The 21,192-nt window shown below is 43.8% G+C and carries 22 protein-coding genes; 4 read left to right on the top strand and 18 right to left on the bottom strand.

Annotated elements, in window-relative coordinates; all coding sequences use genetic code 11:
* The first annotated feature begins 163 nt into the window (after window positions 1-163).
* Entirely contained in the window at window positions 164-1,597 is a 1,434-nt protein-coding gene (locus AYW75_RS17215) for an AhpA/YtjB family protein (protein ID WP_067102147.1), read from the top strand.
* A gap of 69 nt (window positions 1,598-1,666) precedes the next feature.
* On the opposite strand, the gene rpoS is transcribed toward AYW75_RS17215, so the two are convergent.
* From rpoS to AYW75_RS17150, 13 genes are all read right to left on the bottom strand, one after another.
* Complete coding sequence (gene rpoS, locus AYW75_RS17210; protein ID WP_067102145.1) at window positions 1,667-2,662, bottom strand: RNA polymerase sigma factor RpoS; 996 nt, start codon at window positions 2,660-2,662, stop codon at window positions 1,667-1,669.
* Between the two features lie 50 nt (window positions 2,663-2,712).
* The gene (locus AYW75_RS17205; protein ID WP_231886239.1) at window positions 2,713-3,336 is read right to left on the bottom strand and encodes a peptidoglycan DD-metalloendopeptidase family protein; all 624 of its coding nucleotides are present in this window, start codon (window positions 3,334-3,336) and stop codon (window positions 2,713-2,715) included.
* A gap of 227 nt (window positions 3,337-3,563) precedes the next feature.
* Window positions 3,564-4,511 (bottom strand): DUF368 domain-containing protein, encoded by a 948-nt coding sequence (locus AYW75_RS17200; RefSeq protein ID WP_067102142.1) that lies wholly within the window; start codon window positions 4,509-4,511, stop codon window positions 3,564-3,566.
* Window positions 4,504-5,166, bottom strand: coding sequence for a protein-L-isoaspartate(D-aspartate) O-methyltransferase (locus AYW75_RS17195; RefSeq protein WP_067102140.1), 663 nt, complete (start codon window positions 5,164-5,166; stop codon window positions 4,504-4,506). The genes AYW75_RS17200 and AYW75_RS17195 overlap by 8 nt, the downstream gene beginning before the upstream one ends.
* Entirely contained in the window at window positions 5,163-5,909 is a 747-nt protein-coding gene (gene surE, locus AYW75_RS17190; RefSeq protein WP_067102137.1) for a 5'/3'-nucleotidase SurE, read from the bottom strand. Before surE ends, AYW75_RS17195 begins: the two co-directional genes overlap by 4 nt.
* On the bottom strand, window positions 5,887-6,981 hold the full coding sequence (gene truD, locus AYW75_RS17185; protein ID WP_067102135.1) for a tRNA pseudouridine(13) synthase TruD: 1,095 nt from the start codon (window positions 6,979-6,981) through the stop codon (window positions 5,887-5,889). The genes surE and truD overlap by 23 nt, the downstream gene beginning before the upstream one ends.
* A complete protein-coding gene (ispF, locus tag AYW75_RS17180) occupies window positions 6,978-7,466 on the bottom strand; it encodes a 2-C-methyl-D-erythritol 2,4-cyclodiphosphate synthase (protein WP_067102132.1) in 489 nt (162 codons plus the stop codon). The genes truD and ispF overlap by 4 nt, the downstream gene beginning before the upstream one ends.
* A 13-nt stretch (window positions 7,467-7,479) precedes the next feature.
* On the bottom strand, window positions 7,480-8,175 hold the full coding sequence (ispD, locus tag AYW75_RS17175; protein WP_067102130.1) for a 2-C-methyl-D-erythritol 4-phosphate cytidylyltransferase: 696 nt from the start codon (window positions 8,173-8,175) through the stop codon (window positions 7,480-7,482).
* A complete protein-coding gene (locus tag AYW75_RS17170) occupies window positions 8,175-8,453 on the bottom strand; it encodes a septum formation initiator family protein (protein ID WP_231872648.1) in 279 nt (92 codons plus the stop codon). Before AYW75_RS17170 ends, ispD begins: the two co-directional genes overlap by 1 nt.
* A 111-nt stretch (window positions 8,454-8,564) precedes the next feature.
* On the bottom strand, window positions 8,565-9,860 hold the full coding sequence (gene eno / locus AYW75_RS17165; protein ID WP_067102128.1) for a phosphopyruvate hydratase: 1,296 nt from the start codon (window positions 9,858-9,860) through the stop codon (window positions 8,565-8,567).
* Window positions 9,861-9,911: 51 nt separating this feature from the next.
* Complete coding sequence (locus tag AYW75_RS17160; RefSeq protein ID WP_067102126.1) at window positions 9,912-11,546, bottom strand: CTP synthase; 1,635 nt, start codon at window positions 11,544-11,546, stop codon at window positions 9,912-9,914.
* Between the two features lie 183 nt (window positions 11,547-11,729).
* Window positions 11,730-12,698 carry a PDR/VanB family oxidoreductase gene (locus AYW75_RS17155; protein ID WP_231886238.1) on the bottom strand — a complete coding sequence of 323 codons (969 nt, stop codon included), beginning with the start codon at window positions 12,696-12,698 and terminating at the stop codon, window positions 11,730-11,732.
* 85 nt (window positions 12,699-12,783) lie between these two features.
* On the bottom strand, window positions 12,784-13,080 hold the full coding sequence (locus AYW75_RS17150; RefSeq protein WP_067102123.1) for a DUF6482 family protein: 297 nt from the start codon (window positions 13,078-13,080) through the stop codon (window positions 12,784-12,786).
* A 73-nt stretch (window positions 13,081-13,153) separates the two neighbouring features.
* On the opposite strand from AYW75_RS17150, the gene AYW75_RS17145 reads away from it, so the two are divergent.
* Together AYW75_RS17145 and AYW75_RS17140 are read left to right on the top strand one after the other, a co-directional pair.
* On the top strand, window positions 13,154-13,837 hold the full coding sequence (locus AYW75_RS17145) for a nucleoside/nucleotide kinase family protein (RefSeq protein WP_067102120.1): 684 nt from the start codon (window positions 13,154-13,156) through the stop codon (window positions 13,835-13,837).
* Window positions 13,838-13,976: 139 nt separating this feature from the next.
* Window positions 13,977-15,215, top strand: a complete 1,239-nt coding sequence (locus AYW75_RS17140; protein ID WP_067102118.1) for an outer membrane protein transport protein — start codon at window positions 13,977-13,979, stop codon at window positions 15,213-15,215.
* A gap of 52 nt (window positions 15,216-15,267) precedes the next feature.
* Here AYW75_RS17140 and tilS read toward each other — a convergent pair whose 3' ends face one another.
* A complete protein-coding gene (gene tilS, locus AYW75_RS17135) occupies window positions 15,268-16,509 on the bottom strand; it encodes a tRNA lysidine(34) synthetase TilS (RefSeq protein WP_067102115.1) in 1,242 nt (413 codons plus the stop codon).
* Between the two features lie 60 nt (window positions 16,510-16,569).
* The gene (gene tyrS / locus AYW75_RS17130) at window positions 16,570-17,874 is read right to left on the bottom strand and encodes a tyrosine--tRNA ligase (RefSeq protein WP_067102112.1); all 1,305 of its coding nucleotides are present in this window, start codon (window positions 17,872-17,874) and stop codon (window positions 16,570-16,572) included.
* A gap of 171 nt (window positions 17,875-18,045) precedes the next feature.
* On the opposite strand from tyrS, the gene AYW75_RS17125 reads away from it, so the two are divergent.
* Window positions 18,046-19,299 (top strand): peptidoglycan DD-metalloendopeptidase family protein, encoded by a 1,254-nt coding sequence (locus AYW75_RS17125; RefSeq protein ID WP_067102109.1) that lies wholly within the window; start codon window positions 18,046-18,048, stop codon window positions 19,297-19,299.
* Between the two features lie 80 nt (window positions 19,300-19,379).
* On the opposite strand, the gene trxA is transcribed toward AYW75_RS17125, so the two are convergent.
* The 3 genes from trxA to AYW75_RS17110 all read right to left on the bottom strand — a co-directional run bounded on the left by trxA (window position 19,380) and on the right by AYW75_RS17110 (window position 21,184).
* Entirely contained in the window at window positions 19,380-19,706 is a 327-nt protein-coding gene (trxA, locus tag AYW75_RS17120) for a thioredoxin TrxA (RefSeq protein ID WP_067030552.1), read from the bottom strand.
* A gap of 99 nt (window positions 19,707-19,805) precedes the next feature.
* A complete protein-coding gene (locus AYW75_RS17115) occupies window positions 19,806-20,519 on the bottom strand; it encodes an HAD family hydrolase (RefSeq protein WP_067102107.1) in 714 nt (237 codons plus the stop codon).
* Entirely contained in the window at window positions 20,516-21,184 is a 669-nt protein-coding gene (locus tag AYW75_RS17110) for a DUF484 family protein (RefSeq protein WP_067102104.1), read from the bottom strand. Before AYW75_RS17110 ends, AYW75_RS17115 begins: the two co-directional genes overlap by 4 nt.
* Window positions 21,185-21,192 lie beyond the last annotated feature (8 nt).

The raw sequence follows: 21,192 nt of genomic DNA, 5'->3' as shown, positions 1-21,192 counted from the left end.
ACTCCTGATAATGGGGACACTTACTATATCAAATCCCCATACAGACGCTAACCACAATTAAGACCTAAAGAAATGCCATCTAGATCCGTAAACCTATAAGAACGCCAATAAATCATTGGGTATATCAACTAGATACCTACTTAATATTTGTACCGGGACGTCGATGGACACCTTAAAAAAACTATCATCAGGGTATTATCAGCTGCTTAAAAAATGCTCTTCAGCAAGCATTTTATTGTCAACCTATTTAGCACTGATTCTAATTACACTGTCGACCGTATGGTTTTCGGTTACATCTGCTGTTGACAAACATCTTAATCAACAAACCGATGTACTGGGCAGCAGCTTAGCGACCCAAGCCGCTTTTAACGCAACCCAATCGATCTTGACCAATGATCTACTCAGTTTAAATGTTTTGTTGAACCGTCTTGTTGTCAGCGACAATATTTTGAGTGCACGCGTGTACAACAAAAAAGACGAACTGCTTGCCGAAGCGAATATCAATGGCAACCAGTCTAAAAGTGAGGTCGACCTTCGCCCTTCTGACAAGCATCGAGTCTACAGCTCCCCGATACGCTTTCGTGATGATGTTGTAGGCCATGTTCTAATTACGCTGGATAAGTCATCCGCTCAGAATACCTTGAGCCATATTAGCAACTTGGTCATCGGCTTAGGCATTTTTCTCACCGCGATCACCAGTATAATTTTAGTACTGATAACAAGACGTTTGTTCATTCCTATTACAAGAGCCACTGATGCGTTAGAGGCGTATACCAATGGTACAAACAATGCACCCATGCCAGAAAAAAGCTATCGAGAGGCTCATGAGCTAATTCATCATGTTCAGCAACTACAGAGCCTTGAGCTAAAAGCTCCGCTACAAAAAGAGATACAAACTCCCGACTTAGCCGAACCGAGTGTTGATAAAGAAGGTCAATTTGAAATTAATTTTGAACAGATAATCAAAGAGTCAGAGCGTGAATCCTGTGCTTTATTTATTCAATTAAAACACCTGAATCAATGGCGGGACGAACTCCCTCCTTTGCAAGTCGCAAATTTGCTTACACCTATTTACCGAACCATTTTCTTAGCATCTGAATACTATAATGGCCAAGTTCACCAATATGAGAAAGATTGTATCTTGATGCTTTTTCAAGCAAAAAACTGTGACGATAATCTATACATGAATGCAGCTTGTTGCGCTGAACTCATCCAAGAATTACTGATTAAATTAATGAGCAGTGATCTATATGAAGAAGTACCAGAGATCAGTTACCACATGGGGCTTCACAATGGCGACGAGTCTATTTCACGTATGTACGAAGCCAATAAAATCAACACAGAAGAAATTACACCTTTTATAACGTTAGCCAATTCATTAGCACTCTCCGAGTCTCACAATAAACTTGTATTGAGTGAAGAGATCATCACTGTACCTGAGATTCAAAACCGAATTATATTGAGTTTGCCGGAAATCATTGAGCTTGAAAGCGGCGATGAAATATTGGCGTATTCAGTGAAAGGATTATCTGAGAAATACCGTACTCGAGTGGACGAACAAATTAATGAGCTCGCATTAGAGTACGAAGAAGTTTAATAATTTGCCGCTTTAAACATAAAAGCCCCAGCTATCTTTTGATAGTGGGCTTTCATGTTTTTGACAATACTAACTGTCTAGATTGATCACGTCCGTTAATGACAGACCACGGTTCTGTAACATAATCCGCAATTTACGCAACGCCTCAACTTGTATTTGTCGAACACGCTCTCGTGTCAATCCAATTTCAGCTCCAACATCTTCAAGCGTACTTGGCTCATAGCCACGTAGACCAAAACGTCTTGCAATCACTTCACACTGCTTATCGTTAAGCTCATCAAGTAACTGCTCAATATTATGATGCACATCGCCTTCTTGCCGATCCTCTTCAGGCCCAGCATGCTGGGTATCAGCCAATACCTCCACTAAGCTTTTATCGCTGTCTAATCCACCAACTGGGGAATCAATGGAGCTAACTCGTTCGTTTAAACTCAGCATACGTTGAACATCCTCTACAGGACGGTCCAACATTTGCGCAATTTCTTCTGGGCTTGGCTCATGGTCAAGCTTTTGCGTCAACTCACGAGCTGCTCGCAAATATACATTCAGCTCTTTGACTACATGAATAGGCAAACGGATTGTTCGTGTCTGATTCATGATCGCACGCTCTATGGTTTGACGAATCCACCACGTAGCGTAAGTTGAAAAGCGAAAGCCTCGTTCAGGGTCAAATTTTTCAACGGCACGAATCAAACCTAAATTGCCCTCTTCGATCAAATCTAAGAGCGTTAGGCCTCTATTTAAGTAACGACGAGAAATCTTAACGACCAAACGTAAATTACTCTCAATCATCCGTTTACGAGCTGCCTCATCGCCTTTTAATGCTAATCGAGAAAAGTAAACCTCTTCCTCTGCAGTCAATAACGGGGAATAACCAATTTCGCTTAAATATAACTGCGTCACATCCAAAGACTTAGCGTCGTTGTCTGCATAACGAGCATTTACCGCTGATTCAAAATCATCTGCCTCTTCCTCAGACACAGAGTCATTTATATTTTCGAAATCAAAATCATCCGTACTCTTAAGAATTTCTTCTGCCGACTTGTCCATCTCTACTGATTTCATATAGCCCTCCTCAACGCCCAAATTATGATTATTATTTTTTGGGGTAGTACTTATTTTTTAGGTAGTACTTTAAGTGGATCGATTGGCTGACCGTCACGCCTCACCTCAAAGTGTAGTAAAGGTTTATCCGTTCCTTTACCACCAATGATTGCGAGAGAATCACCTGATCGAACACTTTGCTTTTCCTTAACTAAGATACGCTCATTGTAAGCATAGGCACTAAGATAAACTTCGTTGTGTTTCACTATGACTAAATTACCATAACCAATCAAGCCATTTCCTGCGTATACCACAACTCCATCAGCCGCTGCTTTTACATGCTCAGCATCTTTGCCTCGTATGTCTATACCTTTACTACTAACACCAGCATTTGAAAAGCCCCTAGTTACTGAACCTGAAATAGGCCAGCGCCATGAAGACACTTTTTTATCTGGTATCTTTACAGTCGACACAGTCTTTGTAGGAGAGTTCACTTTTACAGTAGTATTTTTTGGTACAGACTTTTGTTGAGTTGATGTCGTTTTAGCAACTGTCCTTGTCTTTGTAGATGGCCGTATTACAGAACCTTTCAGGCGAATTTTTTGGTTAGGATATATCGTGTAAGGAGCTACAATATTATTAATTTTCGCCACTTGGCGATAATCTAAACCGAATGAAAAAGCGATAGAAAACAAGGTGTCACCCGAGTTTACACGATATACCCCATTACTAGGCATAGCCCTTGTTCTCGGGCTGTTCGCTGAATTTTTGAAAGACCCGGTATTAGAATAATGAAAACTGTCTGATGCACACCCCGATAAAACCAAACATAGCATTAGGGCCCCGCTGAGCTTGCGTGTCAGCAATTTAGAGATCTTATAAAATATTCTCATCTGCCCAACTATTTGCATTTAAACTCACTTTACTTACACAGATCGGGATTAATAATAGTCGCGTTTGATTTTTGTAAGAAGATGTAATGTGTTCCAAGAACGAACAACGCACCGAGTAAAATTAAACCACATGGAATAATCAAACCATCGATTATCACAAAGTTGTCCATATTCCATGGCAACAGAAGATGCTCCTCGGCAGGAAGGCGCTTACTGCCTACATCAATAAAAGATACGGCTTCTTTCCAAGGCCACACTTTCACTAACGCACCTAACATAATACCGGTTAGCATCGCTAAAGTGACCGACTTTGCATGGGTTAGTAGCCAATTCAATAACTTCGAAAAACTTAACAAACCCAATACAGCGCCAGTTGCGAAAACAATAATCACGACAAGATTAAGGTCTTTAACTGACGTAATAATAAACCCGTACATTCCCAGCATTAATAAAATAAAGCTACCGGAAATGCCAGGTAAAATCATGGCGCAGATGGCAATCATGCCGGAACAAAAAACCATCACTAAGTTCGTATTGACTTGCGTCGGCACCAACAAAGAAAGCCCGCTACCGACACTAATACCAATCAACATTATAAGTCCATGTTTAACAGTAAAAGCTGGTATTTCATGAATCAAAACATAAGCTGAAGCAATAATTAGCCCAAAAAAGAAACTCCATAACCAAACAGGATAATCTTGTAATAACGTTGTTATAAGGCTCGCGAGACCAAAAATACTGGTCATGATGCCAAGTAAAAGCGCTAATAAGAAACCGCCATCAAAGTGCTTCCATAAGCCCTTGATATCACCTTTGCAAAGCATTGCAATACTTTGACGGTTGACACCGCTTAGCGCACTAATCAAGCGACTATAGATGCCTATAATAAACGCCATCGTGCCACCAGATACACCTGGCACCACATCCGCAGCCCCCATAAGTACACCGCTTAAATAAATTTTTAGCCACTTAGGCATCCACTTTTCCTTCCAATAATGGGACAAACTGAGCTGGAGCCGATTCTAAACGCTTCCATTTATCTCCGACTCGGCGCCAACATCCAATAGAAGGCACCTCATCCGCAATAGGCATAATTAAAATACCATCTTCTTTCAGCATATCTGTCAGAGCTGAGGGGACTTTACTCGCCATTGCCGTGACGATGATGGCATCCATTTGCACTTTTTGTGGCCATCCTAAATGACCATCACCATGCAAAAACTCAACATTGTTAATCCCCATATTTCTTAAACGCTCTTGCGCTTGGACATGAAGGCTCTTCTGTCGTTCAATGGTATGCACTTTATTAAAGAAATGCGCTAACAAGCAGGTTTGATACCCCGAGCCAGTCCCTATCTCAAGCACTCGCCCTAATCGTGCATAGGACAACAGCCACAACGTCATTCTAGCCACGGTTAGCGGTTGGCTGATGGTTTGACTACGACCGATAGGAAGAGCCGTTGGGCTGTATGCCAAATGTGAAAAAGCAGGCTCAACAAATTCTTGGCGTGGTAGTGTCGCCATTAGTTCAAGCAATTCTTTATGACTAACCCCCTCATTAACCAAGTGCTCTAGCATTTGACTAGAGCGCGGTTGTGAGCGCTTTAAAAGGTCATCTAATGCAATGCTCATGGCGCTATATCATTCACCCATTGATTCAGTTGATGTAATGCAGAATGACAAGTCATGTCTGTATGCATTGGCGTAATCGAAATATAGCCATTGGCAACCGCATGAAAATCGGTTCCCTCTTGGGCATCATTTGGTTCAGCTAATGCTCCAATCCAGTAACACTCAAGACCTTTTGGATGGTTAGCTAGAATCGCTGGATGTGCTTGATGGCGATACCCTAAGCGTGTCACTTTAATACCTTTAACTTCAGCAAACGGCAGGTCAGGAATATTAATATTAAGCAGCACTTTAGGCGGTAACGCTAGCGTATGTGAGTCTTGTAATAGCTTACTCACCCATTTTGCCGCGGTATCAAAGTAACGATTCCCCACCAAAGATACGGCAATTGCTGGCCGCCCCAGATGACGCGCTTCCATCGCTGCGGCAACGGTACCCGAGTAAATCACGTCATCCCCTAAATTAGGACCGTGATTAATACCAGAAATCACGGCATCAAAGCGCCCATCAATCACTTCAGACAACGCTAAATTAACACAATCAGTTGGCGTACCATCCACTTTATATTGGCCTTCACGAACCAGCGTAGGACGCAAAGGGCGCGTCAATGTTAGAGAGTTACTTGCACCACTACGATCACGATCAGGTGCCACTAAGGTACATTGGAAATCTTTCTGTAAGTAATTGGCTAACGTTTGAATGCCTTTAGCATCCAGTCCGTCATCATTCGCTAGTAATAATCTCATGACGTTTTTCTTGGGATCGATCATTAATAATAAACAACTCACGCAACACACTGGTCGCAAAAGCACCCTTAGGCAGCTCAAATTGAATCACCAACTGCTCCGCTTCATTGGTAGCATTTAGCAATTCCCAGGCCATGTCTTTCGGTACAATTCGAGTCGCACGACTGTCACGAGAAAAATCAAAGCTAATCAACCCTTTTAATAGTTCGCTTTGCTCAGCGTAAAGGATGGCCATAGCTTCCGCTCGTTCAGAATTTGTGCCCATAGGCCAGCCATCACTAATCAATGGCAACACCGGCGAAACGTCCCCTAAACGGGTTCGGTACAAGGTATCCAAACTTAACTCTTTGACTCGGAACGATTGAGAGCCATCTCTTGGTTGAGCAATATCACCTGTTTTTATCATATCCCAACTGCTATCTGCGACAAACTGAGACAAGGCTTCATTAAAAAACCATGATCGAATGGCCGACAACCAGAACGACTGTGTTTTATTGAGCTTATACGTGCCATGACGACCAGGCATCACGAACTTGTAGCCATTCACTAAGTTATTGCCATCAATACCAAAGCGTTGCTCGCCATAGTAATTCGGTACGCCATGGCGCTCAATGAGACTTAAGCGCTGCTTTATCTCATTAAGATCCCCTTGAATATTACGCAAACGCAAACTAAAGCGGTTCCCTAGCAATCCCCCGGTGCGCAACTTTTTACTATGACGCGTTTGCAGTAGCACTTTCACCGTTTCCGGCTCACGAAAAACTTGTTCAATATCACTCAAATCTGGTGCTTGACCAATGATATGCAAACAAAACCATTGACGTGTACAGGCATGTCGGTCTTTAACACCTGCATAGGTAACACGACTCGGTGAAATATCAGCGGCCTGCGCCAAACGCTTAGCTAGGAAATCAGTATTAACGCCTTGCTTCTCTACCCATAGATAAACAAATTCGCCTTTCCCTTCTGGCTCAAATCCTAAGATTTCTTCTACCAAGAAGTCACTGACCTGCGTTTTTAGGTCTGCTCGGGCTTGCGGCTCCGTCCATGCATAGTGCCATTGTGTGTTCATGCATTGTCTCGATACAGTAGCGCAACCGCTTCCACAGCGATGCCTTCTTTACGACCCGTAAAACCTAATTTCTCAGTCGTTGTCGCTTTTACATTTGTTGCAGACATGTCGATCTCAAGATCTACGGCAATGTTAGTACGCATAGCATCGATATGAGGACGCATTTTGGGAGCTTGAGCAATGATAGTGACATCAACATTTCCGACTAACCAGCCAAGCTTCCTGATCTCAGCATAGGCTTGAAGTAATAAACCACGGCTGTCTGCGCCTGCAAATTCAGCATCAGTATCCGGAAAGTGTTTACCAATATCACCTAGAGCTGCGGCGCCTAATAAAGCATCCGTCAAAGCATGCAAAGCTACATCGCCATCGGAATGAGCTACCAGCCCTTTTTCATAAGGAATGGTTACCCCCCCGATTACGATATGATCGCCTTCGCCAAACTTATGAACGTCAAAGCCATGGCCAATTCGAAATGGCACCATAAAAATCTCCTTACTATAACTCGGAACTGTGAATACTAATAAGCGCTTGAGCGATCACTAAATCATCCGGTACCGTAATTTTTAAATTGCTCGATTCACCTTCGATCAAATCCGGTTGCCAATCTAATAGCTCCATTGCCGAGCTTTCATCGGTAATCGCGATTCCTTCTTCTGTCGCGCTAGCAATACCTTCATACAATGCCATCAGTGGGAATTTTTGAGGTGTTTGAGCCTGCCATATAACACTGCGGTCAACCGTTGCAGTCGCGCATTGATCGTTTGCTAGTTTCAATGTGTCTTTACACGGGATAGCCAATAAAGCACCTTGCTCACCGGTATGCGACACAATACGTGTCAGAGCCGATTGAGAGAGTAACGGACGTACCGCATCATGTACTAATACGGAATCAGTTTCAGAAACACCAAGGGCCAATAATACTTGCAGACCATTTAATACCGTATCCGATCGCTCTTCACCACCGTCAAAACGAACCACTTGAGGATGCGTTGACCATTCAGAATCCGGCCAATACTCATCGTCTGGACTGACACCAACAACGACCCCAGCTACATTAGGATGACCAATAAAACGAGATATTGTGGTATCAAGGATAGTTTTATCATTAAGCATTAGATATTGCTTTGGTTGCGCACTTGCCATGCGCTTACCAACCCCTGCGGCTGGAATAATTACCCAATACTGTGTCATTACTTTTCTACTATTCGATAAAAGACTTCACCGTCTTTGATATATTGAAGTTCTGTCCGAACGTGTTCTTCGATCGCATCTCCGCCTCGACGCAAATCACTTATTTGGGCACGTAAGGCATCATTACGCACTTTCAGACGCTTATTAATCTGTTCTTGATACTCAATCTGCTTGGCCAGTTCTTCTTCGCGCTTTATGCCCTGCTCTCCCCAATAGCTTTGGTAAAAGAAATAAGCAGACACGCTTAGAAATATGGCAATAAAAATACGCAACATCATGTTGGAAGATTCAGACTCTGGACAAAGGAGTGCCCATTATTTCGCGAAATGGGAGAAAAAAACATAAAAAAGGGAGAACGAATGTTCTCCCTTTTAAAATCAGACCAAACTTTACGCTTGGCCTTTGATCTCAGAACGACCTTTATAAGGTGCTTTACCACCTAGCTGTTCTTCAATACGTAACAATTGATTGTACTTAGACACTCGGTCAGAACGACATAGCGAGCCTGTTTTAATTTGGCCTGCTGCGGTACCTACGGCTAAATCAGCAATTGTTGCGTCTTCTGTCTCACCTGAACGATGGGAAATGACAGCCGTGTAACCTGCTTCTTTCGCCATTCTGATGGCTTCCAGAGTTTCCGTCAAAGAACCAATTTGGTTGAATTTGATCAGGATAGAGTTTGCAATACCTTCATCGATACCGCGCTGCAGTATCTTAGTATTGGTCACAAACAAGTCGTCACCAACTAATTGAATCTTGTCGCCAAGAATCTTAGTCTGATAAGCAAAGCCGTCCCAGTCAGATTCATTTAAGCCATCTTCAATAGACACAATTGGATAATCGTTGCATAGCTCTGCAAGGTAGTCAGAAAAACCCTCTGACGTGAAGACTTTGCCTTCACCTTTAAGGTTGTACTGACCATCTTCGTAGAACTCAGATGCTGCACAGTCCATCGCTAAGGTAATGTCTTTACCTAATTCGTAGCCCGCCGCTGCAACCGCTTCTTTGATCACAGCTAGCGCTTCTGCATTAGAAGCAAGATTCGGTGCGAAACCACCTTCATCACCTACCGCTGTGCTAAGGCCACGTTCGCTTAGCACTTTCTTCAAGGCGTGGAAAATTTCCGCACCGTAACGTAGTGCTTCACGGAAATTAGGTGCACCTACAGGCTGAATCATGAACTCTTGGATATCAACATTGTTATCTGCATGCTCGCCACCGTTAATGATGTTCATCATTGGTACAGGCATAGAATACATACCAGACGTGCCGTTGATGTCAGCTATGTGTACGTACAATGGCACTTTCTTAGAAGCGGCTGCGGCTTTCGCAGCGGCCAAAGACACTGCTAAGATTGCGTTAGCACCAAATTGAGATTTGTTCTCAGTTCCATCAAGATCAATCATGACCTTATCTAGTTCAGCTTGTGCTGTCGCATCTTTGCCAATAAGCGCTTCACGGATAGGACCGTTTACCGCTGCAACCGCTTTCAATACACCTTTACCTAAGTAACGGCTTTTATCACCATCACGTAGTTCCAAAGCTTCACGAGAACCGGTCGAGGCACCAGAAGGTGCGCATGCTGTACCAAACGAGCCGTCGGCTAGGATCACGTCAGCTTCCACTGTTGGATTACCGCGTGAATCCAGAACTTCTCTGGCCTTGATATCAACGATTTGACTCATAACAAACCCCTTTTTGTAGATGAAAAATTCACAAACTTCTGTCTGCTAATACTATTTTTCTTTTCCTGCATACTTCAGCGCAGCATGTACAAATGCACTGAACAGGCCGTGTCCGTATCTTGGTGTAGATGTAAATTCTGGGTGGAATTGACATGCAACAAACCAAGGATGGTCGGCAATTTCTACCATTTCTACTAGTGAGTTATCTCCAGATAAGCCTGAGATCGTTAAACCGGCTTCTTTTAACGCTGACACATAGTAGTTATTTACTTCATAACGATGACGATGACGCTCACTGATCACTGGTTCGCCGTACGCAGCATGTGCTTTCGTACCATCTACTAAGTTACAGTTTTGTGCGCCTAGACGCATCGTTCCGCCTAGATCGGATTGCTCTGAGCGGATTTCTTTTGAACCTTCAGAGTTGACCCATTCAGTGATTAGACCAACCACAGGGTTCTCTGTTTTAAGATTAAACTCGGTGCTGTGAGCCCCTTTCAAATTTGCCACGTTACGCGCAAACTCAATCACAGCTACTTGCATACCTAAACAGATACCCAAGTACGGAATTTTGTTTTCACGTGCGTATTGCGCAGTACGGATCTTACCTTCCACACCACGTTCACCAAAGCCACCAGGTACTAGGATCGCATCCATACCTTCCAACACGGAAGTGCCTTCTTCTTCAACCTTTTCAGAGTCAATGTAATGCAATTTCACTTTAGTACGAGCATGAATACCCGCATGATCCATTGCTTCAATTAACGATTTGTAAGCATCCAACAACTCCATGTATTTACCTACCATGGCGATGTTTACTTGCTTCTCTGGGTTAAGTTTCGCTTGCGCAACCTTATTCCAGATTTCTAAATCAGCAATGTTGCAGTCTAGGTTAAAGCGCTGAACGATGAGACTATCAAGACCTTGATCGGCCAACATTTGTGGGATCTTGTAGATAGTGTCTGCATCAGGTAGTGAGATAACGGCACGCTCGTCCACGTTAGTGAACAATGCAATTTTCTTACGATCTGCGATATCAATCGAAACTTCCGAACGGCATACCAGCACATCAGGTTGAATACCAATCGAGCGCATCTCTTTAACCGAATGCTGGGTCGGCTTGGTTTTCGTTTCGCCAGCTGTACGAATGTAAGGCACCAACGTCAAGTGCATGAATAGTGCTCGATGAGAGCCTAACTCAACTTTTAGCTGACGAATCGCTTCTAAGAAAGGTTGCGACTCAATATCACCGACCGTACCACCGATCTCAACTAGAGCAATGTCTGCACCTTCAGCGCCAGCAATGACACGACGTTTAATTTCATCAGTAATGTGAGGAATAACTTGAACAGTGCCGCCTAAGTAGTCACCACGACGCTCTTTCTGTAGAACGTGCTGATAAACTCGGCCAGATGTAAAGTTGTTGCGCTTGTTCATCTTCGTAGAGATAAAACGCTCATAATGACCCAAATCTAGGTCTGTCTCAGCACCGTCTTCAGTCACGAAAACTTCACCGTGCTGGAATGGGCTCATCGTGCCTGGATCAACGTTAATGTATGGATCCAGTTTTAGCATGGTGACTTTCAGACCACGGGATTCTAGGATCGCTGCCAATGAAGCCGATGCTAACCCTTTACCAAGTGATGAAACCACGCCGCCTGTGACGAAAATATATCGTGTCGCCATGTGTATTAAGCCCGCCTTAAATGTGTGAGATCGAAATGAGAAAAGGCACTTAAAAAGCACCTTTATGACGGGAGCAAATAATAGCACCAGCCCCCCTTTCACTCAACGTAAAAGCAGACAAGATTTGCGTCTTTTATAAACGAAACGTGTGAATCAGGGAAAATCTATGTAAACACAGGCAATCTAGATATCCAACACAAGACAGTCACTTCGGGATCGAGAGCAACATGGCATGATCAAATCACTGGAAGCACGCTCATCATTTGATAAGAAAGTATCTCGGTGATCTGGAATGCCCTCTACAACCCGAGTCATACACGTTCCACACCAACCTTCTTCACATGAAATGGGAATATCGATGCCATTTATTTCTAACGTCTGCGTGATACTTAGTCCCTCTTCAACATCAAATACCTCCCCTGAACTGGCCACTTTTATTTGAAAAGTCTCCCGAGGGGCGATGTCCACCTCAGGAGACGTAACCCCTTTGAAGAACTCATAATGCAATTTTTCTTCCGGCCAGCCTAAACTTCGCGCAGTATCAAGTACAGTATGTATAAAGTCATTTGGGCCACAAACATAGATATTACGTTTATCCGGCAACGACGCGAGCAAAGCTTGGATATCAACCCGTTCACCTTGCTTTTTGGTGAAGTGAAATTCAACTTTATCAGAGAAAGAAGCATTTTTGAGCGTACTGTAGAATGCCGCTTGATGAGCATTTTTAGCGGAATAATGAAACAAAAACTCCGCACCTGATTGAGATAACTTTTGCGCCATTGGTATGAGAGGAGTAACACCAATACCTGCGGCCATCAGTAAAGCAGGGAGTCTAGAATTACTGAGAGGGAAGTGATTTTCAGGAGGCTTCGCTTTGAGCTTATCGCCTTTTTTTAGACGATGGATTTCGGCAGAGCCACCACGAGAATTTGGATCACGTAACACGGCCACTTCAAATTCTTTTCCCGTTGTCGGTAAACGACACAACGAATACTGCCTCAACAAACCGCTAGGCAATTGCAATTCGATGTGTGCCCCTGCTTTATAGGATGGCAACGTACCACCATCTTGTTCAACTAACGTTAAGCGGATCACATCTTCCGCTTCTTTGAGAATGTGGCTCACAATTAAATCCAGCATAATGGCTTTCATCCACCCTCCTCAAGTACAAATAATAACTTACCATTAATATAGAAGAGACTTTCGAAAGAAGAAATACGCTGTTGCAAGGATGTATTTATTGTTTAAATGGATCTCCCAACGGTACTTCAAGAATATTGGTACCCCCCACTGGTTGTCCCACCATTTCATCGTAAGCACTTTGGTGACACAGAACCATCTGCTCAACCTGCTTATTGGTGAAGATTTTCTGTAGATCAAGCTTGTTATGACTGGTCACAAACACACCTTTTTGATCAGTAATGTAATGTTCTTCTCCTTCTGAAATAATAGATAGTTGGTATAAGTTAGACTCAAGTGAATGAATACAGACTTTTTCAATTTCAGTTATTTTTGCTAGCTCGGATAAGGTCATTTCGCTACTCTCCTTCTAGAATACGTAATATTGTACGCAAACTTTTCTAAACTGGATGTCATACGTCTACATCATGATCTCATCAGACTTATTAAAAAAACTCGACCATAACACTGTGTACCAAGATGCTTTGACGAAAGTGAATAAGCTCTTACCCAACCTTAAAAGTAGAATTATCATTGGTATTGGCGGCATTCCTGGTTCCGGGAAATCAACGTTAGCCGAATACATCTGTAATAGAACTAACCAGCAATACCCTCATAAAGTGGCCTGCGTTAGTATGGACGGCTTTCACATAAGCAAAGCGAAACTTAGCGCTATGGCTGATCCAGAAGCAGCGCTTGCACGGCGAGGAGCGCCCTGGACGTTCGACAGTGAGAGTTTTATAGAACATTTACGTCATTTCAAACAGCACCCCTCAAAGCCTCTTAGCTGGCCTAGTTTCGATCATGCTATCGGCGATCCTGTATTAAACGATGTGATAATTGATCCTGATATCAAAATACTGATTGTGGAAGGTTTGTATGTGCTGCACCAACAGCATGGCTTTGAAAAAGCGTCAGAATTTCTCGATTTTCGTTGGTTCATTCATTTAGAACTGGAGCATGCCATGGCTCAATTAGCCATTAGACACCAACAAGCGTGGGGGATCAGTGCGGAAGAAGCGAAACACAAGATTCAAATCAACGATGCTCTCAATGCTCAAATCGCCGATCTAAGCCAACAATATGCAGATCATATTCTGCATATTATTTGAACGATTTTGCCACTAATATCGCAACAAAATAACATGGAAACTCTTTGGTTATGGCGCTATGTTTTACGAACAATCTTACAAATGGCGTTGCACGTCAGGGTTCATAGCCAACCGAATTATAACAAAAAGGAAACCATTTATGACCTCGTCTTTCCCGTATAAGAAAACGCTGATTGCTTCTGCATTTGCGTTGTCTACCATTCAACTGCACGCGGCAGGATTCCAACTCAACGCCCAATCTGCGACCGGTCTAGGCCGAGCTTATGCAGGTGATGCTGTCATTGGTGATAACGCGAGCATCATTTCAAGAAACCCTGCCGGCATGGCACTGTTCGAGTCACCAGCGATGTCTATTGGTGCTGAAACCATTACAACTGATATAGAAACAAAAGATACTACCTACACCAATAATCTAACAGCAAGCAATACCAGCGCAAACACTGATGATATCGGCGGCACGTCAGTCGCACCAAACTTTCATTATATCCGACCGGTCGACGACAAGTTCGCTTGGGGTTTCAACGCTTACTCTAACTTCGGAACTAAAACCGAATTCAGCAGCGGCTACCAAGGTTATGAATACGGCGGTAAAACCGATGTCAAAAGCGTTAACTTTGGACTGGTTAGCTCATATCGAGTAACCGATCAATTGGCTGTCGGTGCAGGTATTGATGCCGTTTATGGAAAAGGTACGTTTATACGACCAGCCAATCCTGTAGTTGCCGCTCAATTTAATACCAACAATCTTTTAGAGATTGAGGCCGATGGTTGGGCTGTGGGATACAATCTTGGGTTACTATTTGAGGTCGATGACAATAATCGATTTGGCTTAGACTACCATTACAGCCCAGACATTGAGGCAAACGGAGAGGTCTACCGTTTTGGTTCTACCCCCACAAAACAATCCGATACTGTAATAATGCCTCTACCTGATATGGCTGAATTTTCAGGTTATCACCGCTTGGCACCAGAATACGCGGTTCATTACAGCGTGCAATTTATTCGCTGGTCTGAATTTGATGTACTGGAAGCCAAACAAGCCGGTCTAATCAACAACTACCAATGGCAAGATGCGTGGCATTACTCTATTGGTGGTACTTATTACATGGATGACGCTTGGGAGTTGCGTGCAGGCTATATGTACGATACCAGCGCTCAAGCTGATATGCGCTCACTTTCTGTTCCTGATTCCGATCGCCAATGGTTATCCGCTGGCTTTACCTACCGCCCAAGTCAAACCAGCAGTATCGACTTTGGTGCGACCTATCTCATAGGTGAAGATACAAACGTGCAAGAAGGCACTCAGCTATCCAGCATTCAAGGTACGACACACGCTGATGCTTTGTTGCTAGGGATACAATACAGCCGCTCTTTCTAGCGTTAGCAGATGTTCTTTAACGTACAAAGGCCCAGACTACCCTCTGGGCCTTTCAGTTAGGCCAACATAGACGCTCATTTCTGTGCCACTCTACGGTTAAAATAGCTTCAGGATGCTGCCAAAGATCCCCAATCGCAACCAAGGTATCAGCTTGATAGATATAAGGTAGATGGTCGCGCCACCAGATTGGAATTCTTTGATCTTGTAGCCATTTTTTGAGTGAACGATGTTTGCCATTTGCTAGTAATAAACGCTCCCCTTCTGGACGAGATTTAAGCTCTACAGCCTCACTACAACGAATACAATCAAACTCTCGTTCAAACCAAACGCGTTTTTTGAGCGCACCCAGTACAGGCAAACGCTCTTCAGGCAATACATACAAATGCTCGATATAACGCACAAGTCGATACCCTGAAGTTTGATACAAAGGCTGCTTACTTTGAGCGCCATAAAACATAGCAACAACAGCAGATAACTGAGCTTGCGTGAGCGAAACGTTCTGTTCTTTAAGGTAACTCGACAACCAAAAGGCTCTTTCATCAACCGGCAAAGAGGCTAAATTCAGTCCTCCAGTTTCATTAATATGTGTCTGGAGAGTGGTTCTGATTAAGCGCTCAATAACACGACCTTCTGACTGCATAAATTCGGCACTTTTAGCCACTTGCGCCATAAGAGCCCCATCGTTATCTTCCCAGGGTTCGATTACCTGATGACGAAGAAAGTTTCGTCGGAATCGCACGTCAGCATTCGATTCATCTTCAATCCAGTGAAGTGATTGCTGTTGAGCATATTCCATTAATACTTGTCGTGAGATCGTTAACAACGGACGCCAAAGTTGACCCAAACCGAGTGGACGCTGGGCAGGAATACCTTGAATGCCGCGCCAGCCAGTGCCTCGTTCTAAACGAAAGAGCAGCGTCTCTGCTTGATCGTTCGCATGATGACCTTGCAGCAATACATCACCATTCTCTAAGTAGCGCTCAAACACCTCATAACGCTTACGCCGAGCTTGCTCTTCAAGTGATTGGTGAGTATCAAGTGTGACCCGCTCATTGAACAACGGAATCTGATAACCATCACATATCGTCTGACAATGCAGCGCCCAAGCATCTGCATTGTCACTCAAACCATGATGTATATGAATGGCAGACACACGTGACCGTAAATCAGAAGAAAGCTGCCTCATCACACAGTGAAGCAAAACATGGGAATCCATACCGCCGCTGTAAGCAATATAGATCTTTCCTTGCTCCCCTAACAACCTTTGCAATGTTTCTGTCGATAATACAATCATGCTTTACCTAACAAACAGAAAAGGCGCCGAAGCGCCTTTAGTATGAACCATTTATCATGCTTATAGAGCAAATAAGTGGTGTTTCTTCTTACCTAATTTCACTAGGAAGTACTTGCCGTAGTAACCGTTCTGCGTGGTAAAGATATCCGCTGCAGACATGTTGTCATCCATGCCTTTTGCTACACCATTTACAAATACAGAATTACGCTGCAGAGCATCTTTTACTTGTTTGCCACTCGCGGCTAGTCCAGCATCCGCAAGCAGTGAGGTCATTGGCGTTTCCGCTAAATTGATACCTTCTAAAGAACTGCTTGGTAGACCATCCAGTTGAATTTGCTCAAGGTCTTGTTCGCTTAGCTTGTCCGTTTCACCACTGAACAACGCTTGCGTAATACGCTCAGCGGCGGCCAAACCTTCCTCACCATGCACTAAACGAGTTGCCTCATGCGCTAGTACTGCTTGTGCTTGCGGCTTACCGCCATTTTCTTGATCGGCTTTTTCAATCGCATCAATGTCTTCGATTGACATAAACGTGAAGTACTTCAAGAATTTGTATACATCTGCGTCAGCTGTACCCAACCAGAATTGATAGAACGAGTATTGGCTGGTCTTCGTAGGATCTAACCAAACCGCACCAGACTCTGTTTTACCAAATTTAGTACCATCAGATTTCGTTACCAAGGGAACTGTTAAACCAAATGTTTGCGATTGATTTTGACGACGAGACAGATCAATACCACCAACGATATTGCCCCACTGATCGCTGCCGCCTACCTGAAGCGTACAATCGTACAAGCGGTTCAATTCTGCGAAGTCCATGCCTTGCAACAATGCGTATGAAAACTCGGTAAAAGAAATCCCAGCACCTTCGCGGTTTAGACGTTGCTGAACCGACTCTTTGTTAATCATGGCATTGACAGAGAAATGCTTACCGATTTCGCGCAAGAAATCGATCACATTCATATTGCCAGTCCAATCTAGGTTGTTTACCACGCGCGCAGGGTTATCAACACCCTCGAACGCAACAAACTGACTTACCTGACCTTTAATTTTATCAGCCCAACTTGCCACGATATCAGACGTATTTAATGAACGCTCTGCGGCTTTAAAGCTTGGGTCACCAATCATACCAGTGGCACCACCAACAAGCGCAATTGGGTTATGTCCCGCATCTTGACAGCGCTTCAGTACCAACAAAGGCACTAAGTGGCCAAGGTGTAGGCTGTCGGCCGTTGGATCAAAGCCACAATACAAAGTACGACGACCGGATGACAAGTGAGCGCGCAGCTCTTCTTCAGCTGTCATTTGAGCGATAAGCCCACGAGCTTGTAAATCAGCTAATAGGTCGAGGTTTTGTTGTGTCATTGTTAGATCCAAATCCTAGTGTAGTAAAAATAATTAGCATTCAATTATAGCCACTTAGTTGATAGGATTACATGGCTTTATGCTTAAAATTGGAACTCAATATTGGACAAATCATTGCTATCTAAGGGACTTTTCTGGACATCCTTAGTTTTACTGCTCATAGGGGGTAGTTTGCTACTATGGGACGGTTCCTCAGAGCCTATGACAAATACACCTAAGCAGAGTACTGTTCTGACAAGTGCGGGACCGATTCCTGCTAAAGCAGACGTTCCTTCGCCAGAACATATCAAGCCAATACCACAAACACTTGAGTCTAAAACTGTGTTGCTTCAAAACGGGGATTCACTGTCACGCACCCTGAATCGACTTGGCGTTAGTAACCGTCAGATTGCCCAACTGCTGCAAGTAGATGAAAGCAATGTACTAAGTAACCTACAACCTGGACAAAAACTCACCACCAACATTTTGGTTCCCAGTAATAATTTGAAAAACCTCACTCTTTCAGTGAGCCGCGAACGCGCTCATGTGTTTAAGCAAGTAGACAGTGGTTATCGATACAATGAGCAGCTTACCCCCATTGAGACGGCACTTGCTTACAAAGAGGTCACCATTCAGAACTCATTGTTTGTAGACGGTACGGCGGCAGGTATTTCAGACAAGTTATTACTGCAAATTACCCGCATCTTTCGCTGGGACATCGACTTTGCCCTCGATATACGTCAAGGCGACCGTTTTGCCTTATTATTTGAAGAGCGCTTTATTGATGAAGAAAAAATAGGCACGGGCAATATTATCGCTGCGCAATTTATTAATAATGGCCGTGTTTTTGAAGCACTGCGCTATCAGCTCGAGCAACAAACGGACTACTTTACTCGTGACGGTTTATCATTACGTAAAGCGTTCATCCGCTCACCTGTCGATTTCACTCGTGTATCCTCCCAGTTTAATCCTCATCGACTGCACCCTATCTTTAAAACCAGTCGACCGCATCAAGGTGTTGATTACGCCGCACCAACCGATACGCCAGTACAAAGTTCAGGGGATGGTAGTGTGGCCTTTGTGGGGGAAATGAAAGGCTATGGCAATACGGTCATTATTGATCACGGTGCCGGCTACACCACCCTATACGCACATTTAAATGGCTTCTCCGAGCACATAATAGCGGGTAGAAAAGTGTCTCAAGGGGAGACTATCGCTTATGTAGGCCAAACGGGCTGGGCAACAGGCCCTCATCTACATTATGAATTCCGCATTAATGGTGCTCATCAAAACCCCGAAACCGTCGATATTCCTTACGACAGCCCTATGAGCAAATCCGAATTGATGGCTTTTTTACCTTATGCGCAAACATTAATGGAGAGACTAAAGCGCTCTCGCTCACAAGACTTGGCTAGTTACCTTGCGAGGCTATCTCGTAAAAATTGATACACTGCATTTTATAAAAAGTTAGACACAAAAAAGGCCGCGTAAGCGGCCCTTTTTAAAAGTAAGCGTTTTCTCTCTGATTAAAGAGCGCTTTCTACAAACTCTACAAGCTGAGACTTAGAAACTGCACCCACTTTGGTAGCAGCAACTTCGCCACCTTTGATAATAAGCAGTGTTGGAATACCACGTACATTGTATTTAGGCGCTGTTTCGGTGTTTTCATCAACATTGATTTTCACCACTTTCACACGACCAGCGTATTCTGCTGAAACGTCTTCAAGAACTGGCGCGATCATTTTACAAGGCCCACACCATGGCGCCCAAAAGTCTACGATAACAGGCAAGTCAGATTTTAGAACTTCTTCTTCAAACTGAGCATCAGTTACGTTGATAATATTTTCGCTCATCGCAAATTCCTTAAATTCGGTTATTCATTTATGGTGTAAGTGTAACACTATTCACGTCACGGCAAAATCAGAATACTTAACTAGAACGATAGCAAAATGCTATAAGGTCATGTTCTCAATTAGCGTAATCAACTCTGGTAAAGAATGCACTTCCGCATCAGGTACCACGCTCCATTCAGCCTTCCAACGGCGCGCTCCATGGCGGTTAAACCACACCGCACGCGCGCCAGCATTCACTGCGCCTTGAACATCATCAATAGGATGATCGCCCACATGGATAATACGGTCCATTGGTGTATCAGTACGTTCCGATAGGCGCGTAAAAATCTCAGGATCTGGTTTGGCAATCCCTTCTTTATCAGCCCGAATAACCGTGCCAAAATAATGTTCCAATGCAATATGTGGATGATATACATCGGCATTACCATTGGTTAAGGCAGCCAGTTCGTATCGTTCAGCGAGCTTTGTTAACATCGGGTGGACATCGGGATACAAGTCAACGCGCTGACGCCAATCGTAAAATACATTGAAAGCTTGCTCTGCTCGTTGCTCTGCTTCTTCAGCTGGCAAACCATAACGTTGCAAGGCCAAACGGTATTGCGCTAAGCGCACCTTTGTCACATCGTGTTTAATCTCTGGGTAAAGCTCATAAATCTCGAACTTGATAGGGTCCATTGTGGGCGTATAAAAACGCTCAGCAAATCCTGGAAAGTTACCCTCGAACCATTTCTCCATTGCATGCTCTGCACGGACAAGAGTTGGGTCGACATCCCAAAGGGTGTTGTCTAAGTCAAATGAAATCAATGTTTTCATGGTAATAGCCTTAATAGCAGCGCACTCAATAGGTCAGAAAGGTAATCTAAAAACAAGGAGCCCTTGTCTTTATCAAAATGGTTCAATCGATTAGAACCAAGCGCTAACACGCCATGATAAACCAATCGCCCACCTTCGAATGACACTAAAGGCAGAATGGCCGAAGACATCACTGAGTCACTTTGCGACTGAAATAAAAACTCAGACTCAACAACTGATAGTACGCCACAGTAGCAGCCTGACTGGGCCAACATTTCTTTTATAATTGGCTCTGCAGATTCCCAACTGGCCGTACGAACGGACGTATCTAATGGTTGCTCAGTAAACAGCACCATCGACATATAGTTGACCGCGAAGTCTTCACGCATCACCTCTTCGACAACCTCAGCAAAATCATCAAGCGAGTCACCACTTAGACATTTCAAGATCAGCCGACGACTTTTCTTCATGATGGCTTCGTTTTCACGAGCGATGCTCACTAAGCGTTCAAATTCACCACGGTATTCTGCGGTCGATTTACGCAATAACGAAACTTGGCGCTCCAATAACGAGATCGCACCACCATGTACCGGATGAGGAATGGTCAACTCTTCTAATAACTCAGGATTTCGCTCGAAAAAATCTGGCGTATCTTGTAAGTATTTAACTACGTCCTCTTCCGACATGAACCCTC

It is taken from the genome of Marinomonas atlantica, assembly GCF_001639725.1.
Classification (GTDB): domain Bacteria; phylum Pseudomonadota; class Gammaproteobacteria; order Pseudomonadales; family Marinomonadaceae; genus Marinomonas; species Marinomonas atlantica.
Note: the sequence above shows the minus strand (reverse complement) of the source record. Positions and strands in the feature narration are given on the sequence as shown.

Coding starts and splice junctions, on each gene's coding strand:
- AYW75_RS17215 (WP_067102147.1), top strand. CDS start 164: ATGGACACCTTAAAAAAACTATCATCAGGGTATTATCAGCTGCTTAAA.
- rpoS (WP_067102145.1), bottom strand. CDS start 2,662: ATGAAATCAGTAGAGATGGACAAGTCGGCAGAAGAAATTCTTAAGAGT.
- AYW75_RS17200 (WP_067102142.1), bottom strand. CDS start 4,511: ATGCCTAAGTGGCTAAAAATTTATTTAAGCGGTGTACTTATGGGGGCT.
- AYW75_RS17195 (WP_067102140.1), bottom strand. CDS start 5,166: ATGAGCATTGCATTAGATGACCTTTTAAAGCGCTCACAACCGCGCTCT.
- surE (WP_067102137.1), bottom strand. CDS start 5,909: ATGAGATTATTACTAGCGAATGATGACGGACTGGATGCTAAAGGCATT.
- truD (WP_067102135.1), bottom strand. CDS start 6,981: ATGAACACACAATGGCACTATGCATGGACGGAGCCGCAAGCCCGAGCA.
- ispF (WP_067102132.1), bottom strand. CDS start 7,466: ATGGTGCCATTTCGAATTGGCCATGGCTTTGACGTTCATAAGTTTGGC.
- ispD (WP_067102130.1), bottom strand. CDS start 8,175: ATGACACAGTATTGGGTAATTATTCCAGCCGCAGGGGTTGGTAAGCGC.
- AYW75_RS17170 (WP_231872648.1), bottom strand. CDS start 8,453: ATGATGTTGCGTATTTTTATTGCCATATTTCTAAGCGTGTCTGCTTAT.
- eno (WP_067102128.1), bottom strand. CDS start 9,860: ATGAGTCAAATCGTTGATATCAAGGCCAGAGAAGTTCTGGATTCACGC.
- AYW75_RS17160 (WP_067102126.1), bottom strand. CDS start 11,546: ATGGCGACACGATATATTTTCGTCACAGGCGGCGTGGTTTCATCACTT.
- AYW75_RS17155 (WP_231886238.1), bottom strand. CDS start 12,698: ATGAAAGCCATTATGCTGGATTTAATTGTGAGCCACATTCTCAAAGAA.
- AYW75_RS17150 (WP_067102123.1), bottom strand. CDS start 13,080: ATGACCTTATCCGAGCTAGCAAAAATAACTGAAATTGAAAAAGTCTGT.
- AYW75_RS17145 (WP_067102120.1), top strand. CDS start 13,154: ATGATCTCATCAGACTTATTAAAAAAACTCGACCATAACACTGTGTAC.
- AYW75_RS17140 (WP_067102118.1), top strand. CDS start 13,977: ATGACCTCGTCTTTCCCGTATAAGAAAACGCTGATTGCTTCTGCATTT.
- tilS (WP_067102115.1), bottom strand. CDS start 16,509: ATGATTGTATTATCGACAGAAACATTGCAAAGGTTGTTAGGGGAGCAA.
- tyrS (WP_067102112.1), bottom strand. CDS start 17,874: ATGACACAACAAAACCTCGACCTATTAGCTGATTTACAAGCTCGTGGG.
- trxA (WP_067030552.1), bottom strand. CDS start 19,706: ATGAGCGAAAATATTATCAACGTAACTGATGCTCAGTTTGAAGAAGAA.
- AYW75_RS17115 (WP_067102107.1), bottom strand. CDS start 20,519: ATGAAAACATTGATTTCATTTGACTTAGACAACACCCTTTGGGATGTC.
- AYW75_RS17110 (WP_067102104.1), bottom strand. CDS start 21,184: ATGTCGGAAGAGGACGTAGTTAAATACTTACAAGATACGCCAGATTTT.